The 15,770-nt window shown below is 39.9% G+C and carries 17 protein-coding genes; 10 read left to right on the forward strand and 7 right to left on the reverse strand.

Annotated elements, in window-relative coordinates; translation table 11 throughout:
• Positions 1 to 32 precede the first annotated feature (32 nt).
• The 6 genes from G6R02_RS19455 to G6R02_RS19480 all read left to right on the forward strand — a co-directional run bounded on the left by G6R02_RS19455 (position 33) and on the right by G6R02_RS19480 (position 5,401).
• Positions 33 to 596: a GNAT family N-acetyltransferase gene (locus G6R02_RS19455; protein ID WP_164671029.1), complete on the forward strand. Its 564-nt coding sequence runs from the start codon at positions 33 to 35 to the stop codon at positions 594 to 596.
• A gap of 115 nt (positions 597 to 711) precedes the next feature.
• Positions 712 to 1,014 carry a transposase gene (locus tag G6R02_RS19460; RefSeq protein ID WP_246202609.1) on the forward strand — a complete coding sequence of 101 codons (303 nt, stop codon included), beginning with the start codon at positions 712 to 714 and terminating at the stop codon, positions 1,012 to 1,014.
• A 20-nt stretch (positions 1,015 to 1,034) separates the two neighbouring features.
• Positions 1,035 to 1,907, forward strand: a complete 873-nt coding sequence (locus G6R02_RS19465; RefSeq protein WP_246202608.1) for an IS3 family transposase — start codon at positions 1,035 to 1,037, stop codon at positions 1,905 to 1,907.
• 520 nt (positions 1,908 to 2,427) lie between these two features.
• Entirely contained in the window at positions 2,428 to 3,120 is a 693-nt protein-coding gene (locus G6R02_RS19470) for a response regulator transcription factor (protein WP_164671031.1), read from the forward strand.
• Positions 3,117 to 4,469 carry a HAMP domain-containing sensor histidine kinase gene (locus G6R02_RS19475; protein WP_164671032.1) on the forward strand — a complete coding sequence of 451 codons (1,353 nt, stop codon included), beginning with the start codon at positions 3,117 to 3,119 and terminating at the stop codon, positions 4,467 to 4,469. Before G6R02_RS19470 ends, G6R02_RS19475 begins: the two co-directional genes overlap by 4 nt.
• A 95-nt stretch (positions 4,470 to 4,564) precedes the next feature.
• Positions 4,565 to 5,401: a PepSY domain-containing protein gene (locus G6R02_RS19480; RefSeq protein ID WP_164671034.1), complete on the forward strand. Its 837-nt coding sequence runs from the start codon at positions 4,565 to 4,567 to the stop codon at positions 5,399 to 5,401.
• A 512-nt stretch (positions 5,402 to 5,913) separates the two neighbouring features.
• On the opposite strand, the gene G6R02_RS19485 is transcribed toward G6R02_RS19480, so the two are convergent.
• From G6R02_RS19485 to G6R02_RS19505, 5 genes are all read right to left on the reverse strand, one after another.
• Positions 5,914 to 7,512 (reverse strand): bifunctional metallophosphatase/5'-nucleotidase, encoded by a 1,599-nt coding sequence (locus G6R02_RS19485; protein WP_164671151.1) that lies wholly within the window; start codon positions 7,510 to 7,512, stop codon positions 5,914 to 5,916.
• Positions 7,513 to 7,649: 137 nt separating this feature from the next.
• The gene (phnE, locus tag G6R02_RS19490) at positions 7,650 to 8,450 is read right to left on the reverse strand and encodes a phosphonate ABC transporter, permease protein PhnE (protein WP_164671036.1); all 801 of its coding nucleotides are present in this window, start codon (positions 8,448 to 8,450) and stop codon (positions 7,650 to 7,652) included.
• Positions 8,450 to 9,265: a phosphonate ABC transporter, permease protein PhnE gene (gene phnE, locus G6R02_RS19495; protein WP_164671038.1), complete on the reverse strand. Its 816-nt coding sequence runs from the start codon at positions 9,263 to 9,265 to the stop codon at positions 8,450 to 8,452. Before phnE (G6R02_RS19495) ends, phnE (G6R02_RS19490) begins: the two co-directional genes overlap by 1 nt.
• Positions 9,262 to 10,038 (reverse strand): phosphonate ABC transporter ATP-binding protein, encoded by a 777-nt coding sequence (phnC, locus tag G6R02_RS19500; RefSeq protein ID WP_164671040.1) that lies wholly within the window; start codon positions 10,036 to 10,038, stop codon positions 9,262 to 9,264. The genes phnE (G6R02_RS19495) and phnC overlap by 4 nt, the downstream gene beginning before the upstream one ends.
• Positions 10,039 to 10,135: 97 nt before the next feature.
• Positions 10,136 to 11,068 (reverse strand): phosphate/phosphite/phosphonate ABC transporter substrate-binding protein, encoded by a 933-nt coding sequence (locus tag G6R02_RS19505; protein WP_164671041.1) that lies wholly within the window; start codon positions 11,066 to 11,068, stop codon positions 10,136 to 10,138.
• 562 nt (positions 11,069 to 11,630) lie between these two features.
• On the opposite strand from G6R02_RS19505, the gene G6R02_RS19510 reads away from it, so the two are divergent.
• The 4 genes from G6R02_RS19510 (at position 11,631) to G6R02_RS20380 (ending at position 13,184) form a co-directional block, all read left to right on the forward strand.
• The gene (locus G6R02_RS19510) at positions 11,631 to 11,915 is read left to right on the forward strand and encodes a glutaredoxin family protein (protein WP_164671042.1); all 285 of its coding nucleotides are present in this window, start codon (positions 11,631 to 11,633) and stop codon (positions 11,913 to 11,915) included.
• A gap of 75 nt (positions 11,916 to 11,990) precedes the next feature.
• On the forward strand, positions 11,991 to 12,347 hold the full coding sequence (locus G6R02_RS19515; RefSeq protein WP_164671043.1) for a YppG family protein: 357 nt from the start codon (positions 11,991 to 11,993) through the stop codon (positions 12,345 to 12,347).
• A gap of 135 nt (positions 12,348 to 12,482) precedes the next feature.
• Positions 12,483 to 12,806, forward strand: coding sequence for an alpha/beta hydrolase (locus G6R02_RS20375; RefSeq protein WP_343032932.1), 324 nt, complete (start codon positions 12,483 to 12,485; stop codon positions 12,804 to 12,806).
• Between the two features lie 159 nt (positions 12,807 to 12,965).
• A complete protein-coding gene (locus G6R02_RS20380; protein WP_343032933.1) occupies positions 12,966 to 13,184 on the forward strand; it encodes an alpha/beta hydrolase in 219 nt (72 codons plus the stop codon).
• A gap of 39 nt (positions 13,185 to 13,223) precedes the next feature.
• Here the strand turns inward: G6R02_RS20380 and G6R02_RS19525 are convergent, their stop codons facing one another.
• Positions 13,224 to 14,084 carry a DegV family protein gene (locus G6R02_RS19525; protein ID WP_164671046.1) on the reverse strand — a complete coding sequence of 287 codons (861 nt, stop codon included), beginning with the start codon at positions 14,082 to 14,084 and terminating at the stop codon, positions 13,224 to 13,226.
• A 717-nt stretch (positions 14,085 to 14,801) separates the two neighbouring features.
• Entirely contained in the window at positions 14,802 to 15,713 is a 912-nt protein-coding gene (locus G6R02_RS19530; RefSeq protein ID WP_164671048.1) for a DMT family transporter, read from the reverse strand.
• Between the last annotated feature and the right edge of the window lie 57 nt (positions 15,714 to 15,770).

The following is a 15,770-nucleotide window of genomic DNA, read 5'->3' on the forward strand; positions in this document are numbered from 1 at the left end:
AAATTTATTTTGACATGGGGAGACGGGAACAGATGCAGAATCCGATTTTGAACGAATTTCCGCATGAATTTTACACGGAAAGGTTATATATCAGGATGCCTATGCCTGATGATGGCCAACTCGTTTATGAGGCAATTGAAGCTAGTAAACAGGAACTGAAAAAGTGGCTGCCATTTGCACAGAGAGACCAGTCTGCCGATGAAGTGGAGGCGAATGTCCGTGAGGCGCATGCAGCGTTTTTGAAGCGGGAAGATTTGCGGATGCACATTTTCCATAGGGATACAGGAACTTTTATCGGTGCAACAGGATTACATCGGATTGACTGGGAGGTTCCTAAATTTGAAATTGGTTATTGGATTGACACGAGGGAAACCGGAAATGGCTACATAACGGAAGCGGTTGAAGGTTTGGTGGATTTTGCACTCAAGGAACTGGGCGCGAATCGGGTCGAAATACAATGTGATGTCAAAAATCTGAAAAGCAGGGCGATACCAGAAAGGCTTGGACTTACGCTGGAGGGCATTCATTATAAAGACTCGGTTGCAGTGGATGGTGATGAGCTTCGGGATACGTGTGTATATGCTAAGGTGAGATAAGCTTTTTTGTCAGAAATGCTAAAGTTCACAATGAATTCGCCAAAAGTTAAAGTTAGTCTAAATAATGGACACGTCAAAATGGTTAATCATGTATAATTTAATTAAAGAAAAGGACGTGTTCATATTGGGGAAATGGAAGGAACCGGAATTCAGAGAGTATGTTTCTAAATTAATAGTTGAAGAGGGGAGGGTGGCCCGGGAGGTAGCTCGTGAAATGGATCTATCTGATTCAACTGTTTATAAGTGGGTATCCAACTATAAAAAGAAAAAAGAGCGTGAGAAGGCTCCTGAACAGTATATTACACCTGCAGAATTTGAGAAGATTAAAAAACAGCATGAAAAAGAAATACGTGATTTGAGGGAGCAAAACGAAATATTAAAAAAAGCTATGCACATTTTCACGAAAAACCAAGCGTAAGAGATAAATACTGTTTCATCCTGGCTCATCGAGGTGAATACAGTATTGTGAAAATGTGCACTGTACTAGACGTTTCGAAGAGCGGTTATTATACCTGGTTAGAAACCAAAGACAAAATTTCGGATAAAGAAGCTAAAGACGGGGACATAAGGCAGAAGATTAAAAAATCGTTTTATGAAAGTGAAGAATCTTATGGTAGTCCCAGAGTGTATGATGATTTAGATGAGTGGGGATATTCAATCTCTCAAACAACGGTAGCACGAAAAATGAGGGAAATGGGTCTGAGAGCTACTCCTAAAGAAAGATATATTGTCACAACGGATTCGAATCATAATATGTATGTTTACCCAAATCTTCTAAATCAAAAATTTGATGTTGATGAACCGGACCGGGTCTGGGTTTCCGATATCACTTATATTTGGACACTTGAAGGATGGCTTTATTTATCTACCATTATGGATTTGTTTTCAAGAAAGATTGTTGGATGGAGTATGGCGTCTCACATGAAAACCGCATTACCTTTAAAGGCTTTGAATATGGCAATCACCACCAGGCAGCCCATAGAAGAGAAGTTAATTCATCATTCGGATCGTGGCTCCCAATATTGTTCGTACGATTATACCGATGTGTTAAAAGAAAATAAAATTCAAATAAGTATGAGCAGGACAGGAAACCCGTATGATAATGCTTGCATTGAATCATTTCACGCAACGATTAAAAAGGAACTGGTATATCGTAGACGTTTTAAGACTCGGTCAGAAGCAATTAAAGCGGTAAACTATTACATAGGCAGCCGCTACAATGAAAGAAGAAAGCATTCATCTTTAGGATATTGTTCACCAAATAAATATGAGCGAAAGTACCAAGCAGCACAACTGGAACTTAGCTCTTAATTAACCAATTGGCTTTAGAAATGATAAGTCATGGTTTTTGACTTATCATTTCTAAAGTCTCAGCAAGCGAAGCGCGGTAGTTGTTTTGAATTTATGGATTAACCAAAGTAATGTGTCCGTTTTCTTGACAGAAGTCCAAAGTTCACAACTAAAACGCTAAAGTTCACAAATAAACTGCTTGTAGTTCACAAATTTTCTGGTGCTCGTCGTGCTGCAAGTATGGTAAGAGATGCGACAATCCACACAGAAAAGATTGCTCGGTCGTGTTGCAATCTTTTCTGCGAGGAGTGCAACACCACTGAAACAACTTCAACACGACGAGCAAGTATTTCGGAGAAGCAGCGCTCCTCGCAATTCGCAGCTAATTCGGGGGGGGTCACTCGTTGCTAAAGTTCACAAAATACATTCAAATCTGGCTGGAGTATCCGCGAAAACCAGCTGCCACCATCCATCACTGAATACTTTTTCATAAACTTTTGGTATAGTACATTAAAAGGCATAAATTAGAGCAGGTGATTTAATGGAGAAGCCAAACATATTAATAGTTGAAGATGAACAGAAGCTCAGCAGGGTACTGCAGCTTGAATTGGATTATGAAAATTATGCAACTGAAATTGCTGACAATGGTAAAGACGCGCTGGAAAAACTTGAACAGTCGGAGTGGGATTTGGTTCTATTGGATATAATGCTCCCGGAGTTAAGCGGTCTTGAAGTACTGAGGAGATTCAGGCGCAGCGATCAGACGACTCCTATTATCTTGTTGACTGCGCGTGACCAGGTTCATGATAAAGTAAGCGGTCTCGACCTTGGGGCAAATGATTACATGACCAAACCGTTTCAAATTGAGGAACTGTTGGCACGAATCCGGGTGCATTTGAGACAGCGGACAACGATGGATACGGACACCCAGCAGTTGTCTGTCGGTGAGCTGACAGTTGATACGGGAACGCGTGAGGTCAAGCGAAAAGACATTCAGATTGAATTGACCCCTCGCGAATTTAATCTGCTAGTTTATCTGCTGAAAAATAAAAACCAGGTGCTGACGAGAGACCAGCTGATTGAGCATGTATGGGGATTTGACTATTACGGGGATACCAATGTAGTGGATGTTTATATCCGATATTTGCGTCAAAAGGTCGACAAGAATTTTGACCATGCATATATTCATACCGTCCGCGGTGTCGGCTACACGATAAAGGAAAATTCGCAATGAAGCTGTCTACAAAGATCCGCCTATTTTCAAGCTTGTTTATGCTCGTTTTGATTTTAATCGTTAATACGTCAATTTATATTTTATTTGCCAACATATCAATGAACAGTGAGGAAGCTGAATTGTCTGAACAGGTGAATGAAATAGTGATGGCGTTGGATGATAATCCTGAAATTGCCAAAAGTGATTTGCTGAGGGCGTATGTGCCGACGGATGGGATGATTCGCGTTATTGATGAAAATGGCAATAATCTAATAAAAACTCTGACAAAGAAGTACTCATATACAGAACTCCCTTCGTCTTTTTCAAAATCCGAAACAAGTTCAATCATACCGCTAAAAGATAAGGCTGATTTCCTGACAATTTCAAAGCCAATCATCTGGAATAATGGTGAAGTAGCGACATTGCAAGTCTATAAACAGCTAGTAGCACACACCGAAACGATGAAGACCCTGTTTTACGTATTGGCTGTGGCATCAGTTATTATTCTTATCCCATCAATTATCGCGGGCACTGTTTTAAGCCGGTTTATTTTAAATCCAATAAAGTCGTTAACTGCAGCGATGAAGGAAAATATAACATATGCTAAGTGGAAAAAGATTAATCTGGAAAACCGATCGCGTGATGAGCTATATGAAATGGAAGAAACGTTTAATAAGATGATTGAATACTTAAAAGATAACTTCGAAAAGCAGGAGACCTTTGTTTCAGATGCATCCCACGAACTGAAAACTCCCATTTCTATTGTGAAAAGCTACGCACAATTGCTCAATCGGCGCGGACGTGACAACCCGGAAATTTTGGACGAATCGATTCAGGCGATTGATTCAGAGGCAGATCGCATGCAAAATTTGGTTGAGCAAATGCTTCTGCTTGCCAAAAACCAGGAGAAGGATGAGCATGAACAACTGGACATTGTTCATCTTGCTCGTGAAACGGTGGAACAGTTTAAAGGTGCGTATGACCGTCTTATTAATTTTGAATCAACTATTGACGAACTTTATGTTAATGGCAGCCGGGGGCAGTTGCAGCAAGTAATTTATATTTTAATCGATAATGCATTGAAATACAGTGATCAAGAAGTTAAACTGTCCATTTTGCGGCGTGGTTCAGATGTACAACTGAAAGTCCGGGATTATGGTCAGGGAATTCCACAAGATGAGCAGGCGAAGATTTTTGAGCGGTTTTACCGGATGGATAAATCAAGAAGCAGGGAGTCAGGCGGAACAGGGCTCGGACTTGCGATTGCAATGGCAATTGCCGAGGCCCATCATGGCAGTCTGTCTGTTAATAGTGAGCCAGGTGAGGGATCGACTTTTAAACTGGTTTTACCATTTGTTAAGGAAAGTTAATGCTTTTCTCATTAAATTCTAATCTTATGCACATGATCCTTTCATTTAGAGTGGATATGATGTAATCAAGATAGAAAATAAGGAGGAAAAAACAGATGAAGAAAAAAGTAGGGATTGTGTTAGCAGTATTATTGGGGTTTTCAGCAATGGGGTTTGGCATGCTTCAATCAAGTGCATCACAGACAGAGCCTAAATTGTCTTATGATGAGGTGGAGAAGCTGGTAACCGATCAGTATCCGGGTGAAGTTGTTGATAGGGAACTGGAAAAAGATCGTAACAGGGCTGTATATGAGTTAGAAATACGCAGCGAAGGAAAAGAGTATGATATCGAGGTAGATGGAAACACCGGTGAAATTCTTGAATTGGATGAACGAAAGGTAGCCGGCAAAGTAAACAACTCAAAAGATGATAATGCTGATGACAAACAAGGCGATGACGATAACAAAGACGACGGCACGAAGAAAAGCGATGATAAAAATAACAGCGTAAGCATCAAGGAAAAAGATGATTCAAAAGGTAATAAAGACGATGATCGTGATGACAGAAACGAATCAAATAAAGACGATGATCATGACGACAAAAATGAATCAACTAAAAAGAATACATCATCCAATAAAACTGCAATCAGTTCATCAAAAGCGAAACAAATTGCAAAAAATGCCTTTAACGGTTCAATTATCAGTATAGATTTGGATGAAGATGACGGACGTCGTATTTATGAAGTGGAAATGAAATCTAAAAATAAAGAAGCAGAGATTGAAATAGATGCTTATACCGGGGAAGTTATCGTGTTGTCAATCGACACGAATGATGACAGAGACGACAAAGACGATAAAGACGACGACGAGAATGACGACGATGATGATAATGATGACAACGACGATAATGACGGTGGCGACAGTGACGATGATGACGACAATGATGATGATTAATATGAATAGGACAAGATAAGATAAAAAAGCTGCCAGTTTAATCTGGCAGCTTTTTAAGCTTGGCTCTTTTTGCAAAGGTTGTTGCTGTTATTGCACAGTTGATATAAAATGTGAGCTAGTATTTTTTAGTGGGGCTCTCTGATCACGAGATCAAATATATTCGACCTCTAAGGTCTTGTTGCCGAGCCTGCTCAGTATACAGCACCCGAGTCCCACTTTGAGAAAAACCTGTTAGAGATGAACGACTTTTCATCGATAATTTTGCTCTCATTTGTTGTTCATAAGGCTGATGAACCACTTTTCACCGATGATTCCGTTCTTTTTTGCCCTTCATAATCCTGTCTTTCCTGCAGGAGTGCCACATCTCAGAAAAGACTTTGTGACACAACAAGCACCATAATGTATTTCCGGAGTGGTGTTTTAGCACTCAACTTAGTTCGCAGTCTATGGGAATTGTTTAGCAAGGTTCCATTCTCAAATGACAAATAGCAACAATCTTTTAGAAAACAGCCTTATGCTTTTACAACAAAATTGTTTGTTACAGAGGCAGGTACGGTCTTGTGTTTTTCAAAATAAGATCGAATCAGTTCAACGGCATCTTTTTGAATTTCTCTTATGACAGGTTTTCCTTTGAACATATCATAGTTTCCCCCGCCATTCGCCCGGTAATTATTCAGTACAACATGGTATTTTTCATGTTTATCAAGTGGTTTGTCATGATATGTTACATTTTCAATTCGTGAGCCAAATGGCTTCTGTACATTTATCGTATACTCTATCCCTTCCCACATATCATAGTTGTAGTGTTGTGGTTTTGGCGCTATGTAAGCAGGGTTGACAGCAATATTGCCATCCTTAATTACAAAGTACTCGGCACTTTTTTCAAGTGCATCTATAATGTCCTTTCCTGTCAACTCAAGAACAACCAGTGTATTCGGGTACATGTAGTTAGAAACGATATCACGCATCGTTACGACGGGTCCAAAACCCTTCGATTTGTTATTTAACAGGGGTGCAACTGAAATGTCTGTGCCACTGGCATCCATCTGAACCTTCTGGATAAACTCAATAAATGGATGTTTTTGGACCCTTGCTGCCAGCGGGTCACTGATTGTCATGTCCCCGTCAATATTTCCAATCGGACTGTCGAGCCATTGTTGGGTCGATGCTTCCAAATCCTCCATGCAGTTCAATATCTCAGAATCTGCTTTAATACCCTCTAATGTATTAACGGATGCTTGTTTATTAACAACTTGCCAGCCACGTTCTGATTGTTCCATTATGATGTCAATTTCACCATACAATTTGCCGTTGTTGCCAGGCTGGATTACCAGTACGCCGTTTATTGTTCCGGTTAAAACACGATGCTGATGGCCTGTCAGCAATACATCAATTCCTTCAATTTGTTCACATATAGCGTATCCCTGATTCTCACCGGTCAGCGGTTCTGTTTCTTCGCCTGTCTCTATATCACGCTCAAAGCCGCCATGATAAGAAGCTACAAGAACATCGGGTTGTTCTGTGTCATGAATATGATTAACCCACTTTTGCAGTGTTGCAAGGGCGTCAGCAAACTGGATCCCCTGAATATGCTCGGGTGATTCCCAATTTGGGATATAGTGTGTTGTTACACCAGCAATTGCAATCTTTATTCCATTATCCAACGTTTTTATGATATACGGTGGTCCATAATAGGGCTCAGCTGAATTTTCGTCGAGTGTGTTCGCCGATAGCCAGGGGAAGTCAGATTGGTTTATGGCATCATTTAATATTTTTTTTCCGAAATTAAATTCGTGGTTGCCGATTACACTCGCTTCAATTCCAATTCGGTTCATGATCCCAATCATTGGGTTTTCCTTATCAGCATGTTCTTTTACATAATGGGTCATTAATGGTGTCCCTTGGATTAAGTCGCCATTATCCATGACAATAACATGTTCATTGTTTTTCCTAATCTTGTTTACGACTGTTGCATATGTTGCCAATCCCGAATCGGAATGCTCATTAGTTCCATACAGAACAGGTAAAGCATGACCATGAACATCGCTTGTGTATAGCAGTTTAATCATTGCTGTATCTTTTTGCACTATGTAACATCCTTTCTGTAACATGAGACACAGGGACATGCCCCGTGTCTCATGTGTACTGCCCACCGAATGAGACAATGAACCTGTCCCTGTGTCTCCTTAAAATAAGAAACGAAATTGGAGCTGAACAGCCCCCGAATTTCGTTTCTATTGTAAATCTATTATACAATTTTCCGTCTGATTCTTGCAGAAATAAAGTCGATAACCGTTACGACAATAATAATAGCCAGTAGAATCATTCCCATTTCATTCCAATTCCGGTTGTTGGCGGCGAAGATAATCATCGTACCGATACCACCCGCACCAACGATACCAAGGATGGATGACGCACGGATATCAATTTCGAACCGGTAGATTGCATATGATAAAAACTCCGGTATGATTTGTGGTATTACACCATAGAATAATGCCTGAACTTTATTTGCACCATTTGCTTCCATTGCCTCGACGATCTGCATATCAATCGATTCAACAACTTCAGAGTAAAGTTTTCCAAGCATTCCCGTTGAGCCAATTGCGATTGCGAGTACCCCTGCGAACGCATTCGGACCAACTGCAACAACAAATAAAATTGCCAAAATAATATCTGGAAAAGCACGAACAGCTGATAAAATCCATTTACCAACCACTGAAAATATTCGGATCTTGGACATATTTTTCGCTGCAAGGAATCCCAAAGGAACTGCAAGGACAGCAGCCATTAACGACCCTGCAAACGCGATGAAGACAGTTTCCAGAATTTTAACCGATACCTCTCCTGCTGCTGCCCAGTCAGGGCTGAACAATTTAGGTATTACCCGGTGAAAGTTACTGGCAGCCCGTTCAACAGCACGTCCCCAATCAACGTCTATGCCTGCGAAAGTCCAGACGTATAAAGCGACAACCGCCAGCAGAATAAGTATCCGTTTTATTTTGATGAACAGCGATTTTTCTCTTTTTGGAGGTAATGAATAAGTAGCCATTATATCAATGCCTCCCTTAACTTATTACTTATATACTCAATAACCAGGACAACAACAAAAATCATAATAATGATTGTCATTGCATTCGGATAGTTGTAAAAGCTTAACTGCTGGTCAAGGACCAGTCCGATACCACCCGCGCCAACAAGTCCGAGTACAACAGATGCACGAATGTTTATTTCAAATACATACAGTACAAAGGATGTGAACTGTGGCAATACTTGCGGCACCAATCCATAAAAAATTACCTGATAAACATTACCACCGGAAGCACGCATCGCTTCGAGGGGATTCATGTCAACTGATTCAATTGTTTCACTTATCAATTTGGCCAGGATGCCCAGCGAAAAGACAGTAAGTGCAACAATACCAGGGAACAGGCCGATTCCAAACAACCCAACAAATACAACAGCTAAAACCAGGTCAGGAATTGTACGTAAAATATTTAATAATGTACGCGTAAAATAGTAGAGCGGTTTAAACGTTGTAATATTTTGAGCAGATAATAAAGCCAAAGGTACGGTTAAAATTGCTGCAACTGTTGTAGCGATAATTGCCATCTGAATCGTTTGTGCCATTGGATCCCAAATAGCCCCTATTATACTCATGTTAGGCGGGAAAAATTTCTCGATAACGACAGCCATATTTCCAAGTGCGTTACCAAATCCACCGACCATTTGCTGTTGTGTCCAGAACATACTAAACAGATAAATTCCAATTACAATGAAAAAAATCACAGTAATCTGTACTTTTGTTTTCACTGGATAAATTGGTGGATTTTTCCCGTGAGACAAAGCGTTTGTTTGATTTGTCACGATTCGTTTGCCCCCCCACGCAAGTCATCCTCACGTATCGTACGGCCATATATTTCCTCAAACGTTTTTTCGGTAACTTCAGAGACTGGTCCATCAAAAACAACTTCCCCAGCCCGCATACCAATAATACGATCAGCATACTCCATAGCCATATCGATGAAGTGCAGGTTTACGATTGTTGTGATGTTATCCTCTTTGTTAATCTTTTTCAAATAGGTCATAACCTGATGTGACGTTGGAGGATCGAGTGACGCAACAGGCTCGTCCGCCAGTATATAATTCGGTTTTTGTGTAAGAACACGGGCAATACTGACACGCTGCTGCTGCCCACCACTCAACTCATCAGCACGATTATGGAGTTTTTCCTCGATGTTAACCCGCTTCAGGCTTTCATAAGCAAGTCCAACATCTTCTTTTTTATATAAATTTAAAATAGAACGGAGGGTTCCTGTATGGCCAAGACGTCCGGCAAGTACGTTTTTCAGGACATTGGAACGCTTAACCAGGTTATAGTTTTGGAATATCATCCCGATTTTTGTGCGCAGTTTACGCAACTCGGAACCTTTGTAAGAAAGAATATCCTCATCATCGATTAAAAGAGACCCGGAAGTCGGGGTAACCAGGCGGTTAACGCTTCGAATAAAAGTGGATTTTCCCGCACCTGACAAGCCTACGATTACAACAAATTCCCCATCCTTGATTGTTACATTTACGTTTTTCAAGCCTTCTGTTCCGTTAGGATAAACAAGGCCAACGTCTTTAAGTTCAATCATAATATGTTATTTCCTCCATTACAGACTTGGTTCTAAACTGAAAAAAGGGGAGGAAACAGACCTCCCCCTCCTAAAAATCTTTTATGCTATTAAATTATTACAGTTCGATGTTATCCTTGAACTTTTTATACGTATCTTTTACAACCTGGTACTCTTCATCAGAAGCTTCTATGATAGCATCCCAGTTATATACTTCATTCATGATTTTAATCATTTCCTCGTTTTCATTGAATCCAAGGAAGGCCTCTTTGATTTTCTTAACTAATTCGTCATCAAGTTCTTTGGTTACGGAAATGGTATCGTTTGGAATGTCATCGGAGTAACCAATTACTTTCAATTTTTCCATAACATCTGGATATTCTTCTTCAAGCTCAGTACGAACATCATCAAAGGTAGTTGCTACGTCTGCATCACCTTCATATACTGCAATCGCAGCTGTATCGTGTCCACCAGCCTGCTGAACGCCAGAGAAGAAATCAGTTTCCAGTTCTGCTGCGGTATCATACCCAAATTTTTGCATTAATTGGTTTGCAGGGAACAGGTATCCTGAAGTTGACCCTTTGTCTGCAAATGCCCAAACTTTACCTTCTAAATCTTCCAATGATTCAATACCGGAATCAGCACGAACAACGTATTGCGCTTTGTATGTACCTGATCCGTAGCGTTCTGATTTCAGAATTACTTCAACACCATATTGCTCGTTAGCCAACACATAGCCAAACGCAGGGATAAATCCTATCTGTACCTGATTGGCTCCCATTGCTTCTACTAAGGAATTGTAATCCACCATAACTTTTCCTTCGACCGGCATGCCAAGAACCTCAGATAATTGGTCTGCCAAAGGTTTTACAGTATCAGCAATCGTATCAGAATCTTGTGATGGAACGAATCCCATAACCAGTGTATCCGGTGTTTCACCGCCGCCTTCACCGCTATTACCGTCTGCTGAATCAGCATCCTCTGAGCTGCCGCATGCAGCCAATACCAAACTTAAGCCTAATACAAGCAATAGACTGTAAAATTTCTTCATTTTGACCCTCCTGTGAAATGTTAAAATTATAAATCCTTCACTAATATTAAATAACATTTCCACAAAAAATGCTAGACTAATTTTCAAATTTTACACTAGATTAATATACTTTTTTTATTTAGTGTCACAGAAATGCGATAAATGTGTTATTTCGGCATGAAAGTTTTCTGGATAAGAAATAAAGGTATGATAAAGGGAGGGACCCGTCAGATATTATGTACTTCCAAACCATTTAAAAATGATACAGAATTCTTTTTAAAAAATTCAAAGGAAGTGATGTATATCATAGCATGGGAAATGAAAGCGCGATATCATCAAATTGGGGGATATGGGATGTCCCTGTTCTTATAGTTCGTGCATGCCAGTCGGTAGGCTTGCACTCGATGGGGTTTACCATCATTTCATATGCAAAACACTTTTCATTTTTGATAAAGTGTTTTGCATTTTTTTATTTTCGTAATAGTTCTGTAACGATTTTGTGTTTAAGCTGTCATATTAGTGGGAACAGGAAAGATGGGATAAGCAAGCAGAAGTGCTGCAAAACTTCAAGGAGGAGTCAACAATGAGCGATAATGAAATTGTTGTTTATATAAGCAATGACAGTTCACATTGTGATCGGCTAATAACCAAGCTGAACGAATGGGAAGTAGATTTTCAAACTAAAAATGTATCCGAGAATCGTGAATATATGAAAGAACTGCAGGATAAAGGGGTGTTCGGAACACCCGCTACAATTGTGGGAAATGAGATGATTCTGGGTTCACAAATAAACAAGATAAAATATTCGTTGGGTTTGGCTGCTAACTATTCATATTACAATTCATTCCACGAACGCTATAGTAATTAGCCGTGTTTATGACATCACACACAATAATATGTTCTGCATATGATAAAGGAAGAACGTACAAAAGAGGTGTGTGTCATGTTTGAAAGACCTTATTATTATTCACCGCCTTATGCCGATAATGCGTATTATTATCAGCAAAATGCAAATCATCCGGGTTACAATGCGGTAAGTCCCAATCATACTGCGCACTTTCAAACACCTTTTGAAATGTATTCCAAACCGAAGCTTCCGGTGAACTGGAATCCATATTTCCAGTCAGGTGGAGCGGTGAATTCCTCGCCAGCACCTAATAATTTACTGCATTATTTTCAGGATAATAATGGTGAAATGGATCTTGATAAAGTGTTGACCACAGTAGGACAATTGGCAAATACCTTTCAACAGATATCACCTGTTGTAAAAGATGTGGGATCCATGATGAAAAAGCTTTAAATGTGTTTGTCAGGCTGATGAATGGATTATTATTTTCATCAGCTTATTCCTGTGCAGTATTGGGAAAATATGAAAAAGTTATTTTGGAGAATCGTGACATAATAAGAAGGATATTAAGTCATAAGGAGAATATATATGGTTGGGTGTCTGATAATACACGGGTATACAGGTGGACCGTATGAAGTCGAACCATTGGCAGCGTATCTGCGTGAGCAAACTGATTGGTATGTGGAAGTCCCTACATTACCAGGACATGGGGAAAATCTGGCGCTGGAAAATGTTTCTCACAAGAAATGGCTTACTGCTGCGGAAAATTCGTTAAAACAATTAAGTGAAAAAGTTGATAAAATCTACCTCATTGGTTTTTCCATGGGTGGAATGATTGCAGCTTATCTGGCTGCAAAGCATAAAATTGATAAACTGGTACTGTTAGCTCCTGCCGGTAAATTTATTTCTTAAAAGAAAATGTCCAAGGATGAAAAAGATGTTATTGTTGATGGTTTAAGGGGCAGGATGGGAAAAAATAAATTGTATCTGCATTAAAAAAAAAAACTTGGTGAAGTACCATTTAAGGTTAATATTGAATTTCTGAAGTTTGTGAAGTTTACCCGCCAATATTTGAAGAAGGTTGATTCACCTGTTCTGATTGCCCAGGGCCAGCAGGATGGAATGGTTCCTTACAAAACAGTGTACTATTTGGATAAAGAAATTACGTCGGATAAAAAAGACGTTGTATTCTTTGAACGATCAAGGCATCTGATTTGCCTTGGTGATGACAGGGATATGCTTAACTCCATGATTCATGAATTTTTGGCAAGTGAAACAGCTAAAAAATAAAGGGAGAAGGCTATGTAAAAATAAGCATTCTCCCTATTTTTATTTTTTGTCTTTGAAAAAAGAAATAACGAGACCGCCATTACCGGCATAGGTTGAAATTAATGGTCCCATTTCGGTTAATAACGCATCGTTGAACGGATATTTAGTAGTGATTTCGCCAAGAACTTTCTTTGCGCGATCTTCAGCATTGCAATGTGTCATCGAGATGACTTTATCCTCAAAGTCTTTGGTATATTCACCAATTTGTTCAACGAATCTTCGAATGGACTTCTTATCCCCGCGAACTTTTTCCGCTACTTCGATTGTACCTTCTTCACTTGCCTTCATTAATAACTTGATATTGAGCGTTTTCGCGATTGTGCCTCTTACTTTGTCAAGGCGTCCGCCGAGAATCAGATTTTCAAGTGTTTTCAAAACAAATAATGTTGTTGTCTGTTCAACCCGTTCATAGAGATGATCGATAAGCTGTTCATAAGAATAATTCTCATTTATCTTTGTTTTGGCCTCATGTAATAAAAGAGCAAGGCCGCATGATGCCGTTTTTGTATTAATTACTTCAATTTTTCGGTCAGGTTCTTCCTCGAGGAGCATATTTTTACCTAAAACTGCATTTTCGTAGGTGACACTTAATCCTTTTGTAAGACTCAGCATAATGATGGGGCTATCCTTGTCAACCTGCTTATATGCTTCATAAAAATCGTTTGGGCTGGGTGCAGACGAACGCGGCAGTTCATCGGATTTCTTCATTTTTTCATTGAAGGTTTCCAGATCAATGGTTACCCCTGCTTTGTATTGTTGATCTTGAAAATGCAAATAAAGAGGCACAGTAATAAGGTTAATCGAATCACTCAAATGCTTGGGAACGTCCGCTCCCCCGTCTGTCATTAATTGAATATTCATGACATCCCCCCGTTCTAGATATAGTAGTTCAATTATATCAGTTTCGCTCGTTAGGTGATATGTTTTTTATTAAGCTCTTTTTGTGAAAATTTATTGCTCTTAAATCGTTGCAGTTGATATATAATGCGCACTAAATCTGATAAGGTTTAAATCATTTAGTAAGGCTCTTTGGCGCTGCAGCTGGAATATACTCGCTTTCACACCTCCGGGTACCAAGGCGACATCTGCTCAAAAAGTTCGTTTTCGCAGTGTCTTCTTAGCCGCGGGCAGCTGGTGGGCCTCCGAATCGCTGGCGCGCTTCGAAGTCTCACCTAGGCTTTTCTTCCCGCAGGAGTCTCGCATATTCCAGCTGCTGGTTTTGGTTTAAAAATTATCTTTCTTAATCATCATAATAAATCAAATTGCTGATTCACTTAAGAATACAACGATCGAAACCCAGCGGAGGAAATACATGCCCCTGCATCAGGAGTATGCCGACGTTGGCCGACAAGGCCGATTTTAGTCGGCCTTCCTTCTTACGGGAGCAGAGGCCTAGATGAGACTACGCAGCGACGTAGGAGCAAGGAGGCTCATCAGCCGCCCACGGAAAGCGTAGTGTATTTCCGCAGCGGTGGGCCAACGCTCTTATAAAGTTACTGCATATTTTATATCTTTTGTGATAAAAACAATCATTTGCAGAGTTGAGGTTATCCTCCTGAATTATCATATTATCAAAGCTTATTTATTATGCGTTTCAGATATGGTTACCTTTGATTTGCGGGTTGTGCTCATGATGAATAAAAATAACCCGAATAATACAATTGATCCGCCGAGCCATTGTGACCATGTGACTGTTTCACCTAAAATAAAATAAGCCAGAATGGAAGCGCCAATTGGTTCGAATACGATTCCCATGGATATTGTGGATGTACTTAACCATTTCAGTGCCCAGTTAAATAACGTATGGCCAAAGAATGTCGGGATAATGGCCAGGGCAAGGAAGTACAACCAGGTATCTGCTGCATATCCAATGAAGTTATTTTGAGAAATCAGGTTGTACAGGATCAGCGTTAAAGAACTGATACCATAGACGACAAACGTATATGTCATCAGTGACAGCTGTTTTCTCACCTGCTGACCGATTAAGAAGTAAGCTGTTACCGTGATTGCACCAAGTAATGCAAGCATATCTCCAAACAGTGCCATCCCGCTTATTTGAAAATCACCCCAGCTGATAATAACACTGCCCATAATTGCGATTACCATACTGATCACCGCTCCTGGTGAAAAACGTTCCTTGAAAAAGAAATAGGTACCAAGAAAGGCGAATATTGGCTGTAATGTTACCAATACGACAGAGCTTGCCACAGATGTATAATTTAAAGACTCGAACCAGAGAATAAAATGAAACGCTAAAAAAACCCCGGCAAGGGAGGAAAAAATCCAATCTTTTTGTTGAATAAAACGAAATTCGTGCCGATGTTTAATCAGGACATATGGTGCCATAAGGATAACCGCAAATAATAAACGATAATTTGCTATCATGGCTGCGGGAGCTTCGCCGGCAAGCTTTACCAGAACTGCAGAAGACGAAACAGCTATAACACCAATTACAACCGCTATATATGGATTGAATGGAGGCAGACGCATCGTAATCCTCCTCTATATTATCAGGATAGTTAACTCATTTATTTTACCATGCTGCCG

Source organism: Virgibacillus doumboii (assembly GCF_902806455.1).
GTDB classification, from domain to species: Bacteria; Bacillota; Bacilli; order Bacillales; family Amphibacillaceae; genus Lentibacillus; species Lentibacillus doumboii.

Bases quoted from the DNA above. Each gene is read 5' to 3' on its own strand.
- phnE (WP_164671036.1), bottom strand. From the start codon at position 8,450: ATGGCTACTTATTCATTACCTCCAAAAAGAGAAAAATCGCTGTTCATC.
- G6R02_RS19515 (WP_164671043.1), top strand. From the start codon at position 11,991: ATGTTTGAAAGACCTTATTATTATTCACCGCCTTATGCCGATAATGCG.
- G6R02_RS19525 (WP_164671046.1), bottom strand. From the start codon at position 14,084: ATGAATATTCAATTAATGACAGACGGGGGAGCGGACGTTCCCAAGCAT.
- G6R02_RS19475 (WP_164671032.1), top strand. From the start codon at position 3,117: ATGAAGCTGTCTACAAAGATCCGCCTATTTTCAAGCTTGTTTATGCTC.
- phnC (WP_164671040.1), bottom strand. From the start codon at position 10,038: ATGATTGAACTTAAAGACGTTGGCCTTGTTTATCCTAACGGAACAGAA.
- G6R02_RS19485 (WP_164671151.1), bottom strand. From the start codon at position 7,512: ATGTTACAGAAAGGATGTTACATAGTGCAAAAAGATACAGCAATGATT.
- G6R02_RS19455 (WP_164671029.1), top strand. From the start codon at position 33: ATGCAGAATCCGATTTTGAACGAATTTCCGCATGAATTTTACACGGAA.
- G6R02_RS19530 (WP_164671048.1), bottom strand. From the start codon at position 15,713: ATGCGTCTGCCTCCATTCAATCCATATATAGCGGTTGTAATTGGTGTT.
- G6R02_RS19470 (WP_164671031.1), top strand. From the start codon at position 2,428: ATGGAGAAGCCAAACATATTAATAGTTGAAGATGAACAGAAGCTCAGC.
- G6R02_RS19505 (WP_164671041.1), bottom strand. From the start codon at position 11,068: ATGAAGAAATTTTACAGTCTATTGCTTGTATTAGGCTTAAGTTTGGTA.
- G6R02_RS20375 (WP_343032932.1), top strand. From the start codon at position 12,483: ATGGTTGGGTGTCTGATAATACACGGGTATACAGGTGGACCGTATGAA.
- G6R02_RS19510 (WP_164671042.1), top strand. From the start codon at position 11,631: ATGAGCGATAATGAAATTGTTGTTTATATAAGCAATGACAGTTCACAT.
- G6R02_RS19480 (WP_164671034.1), top strand. From the start codon at position 4,565: ATGAAGAAAAAAGTAGGGATTGTGTTAGCAGTATTATTGGGGTTTTCA.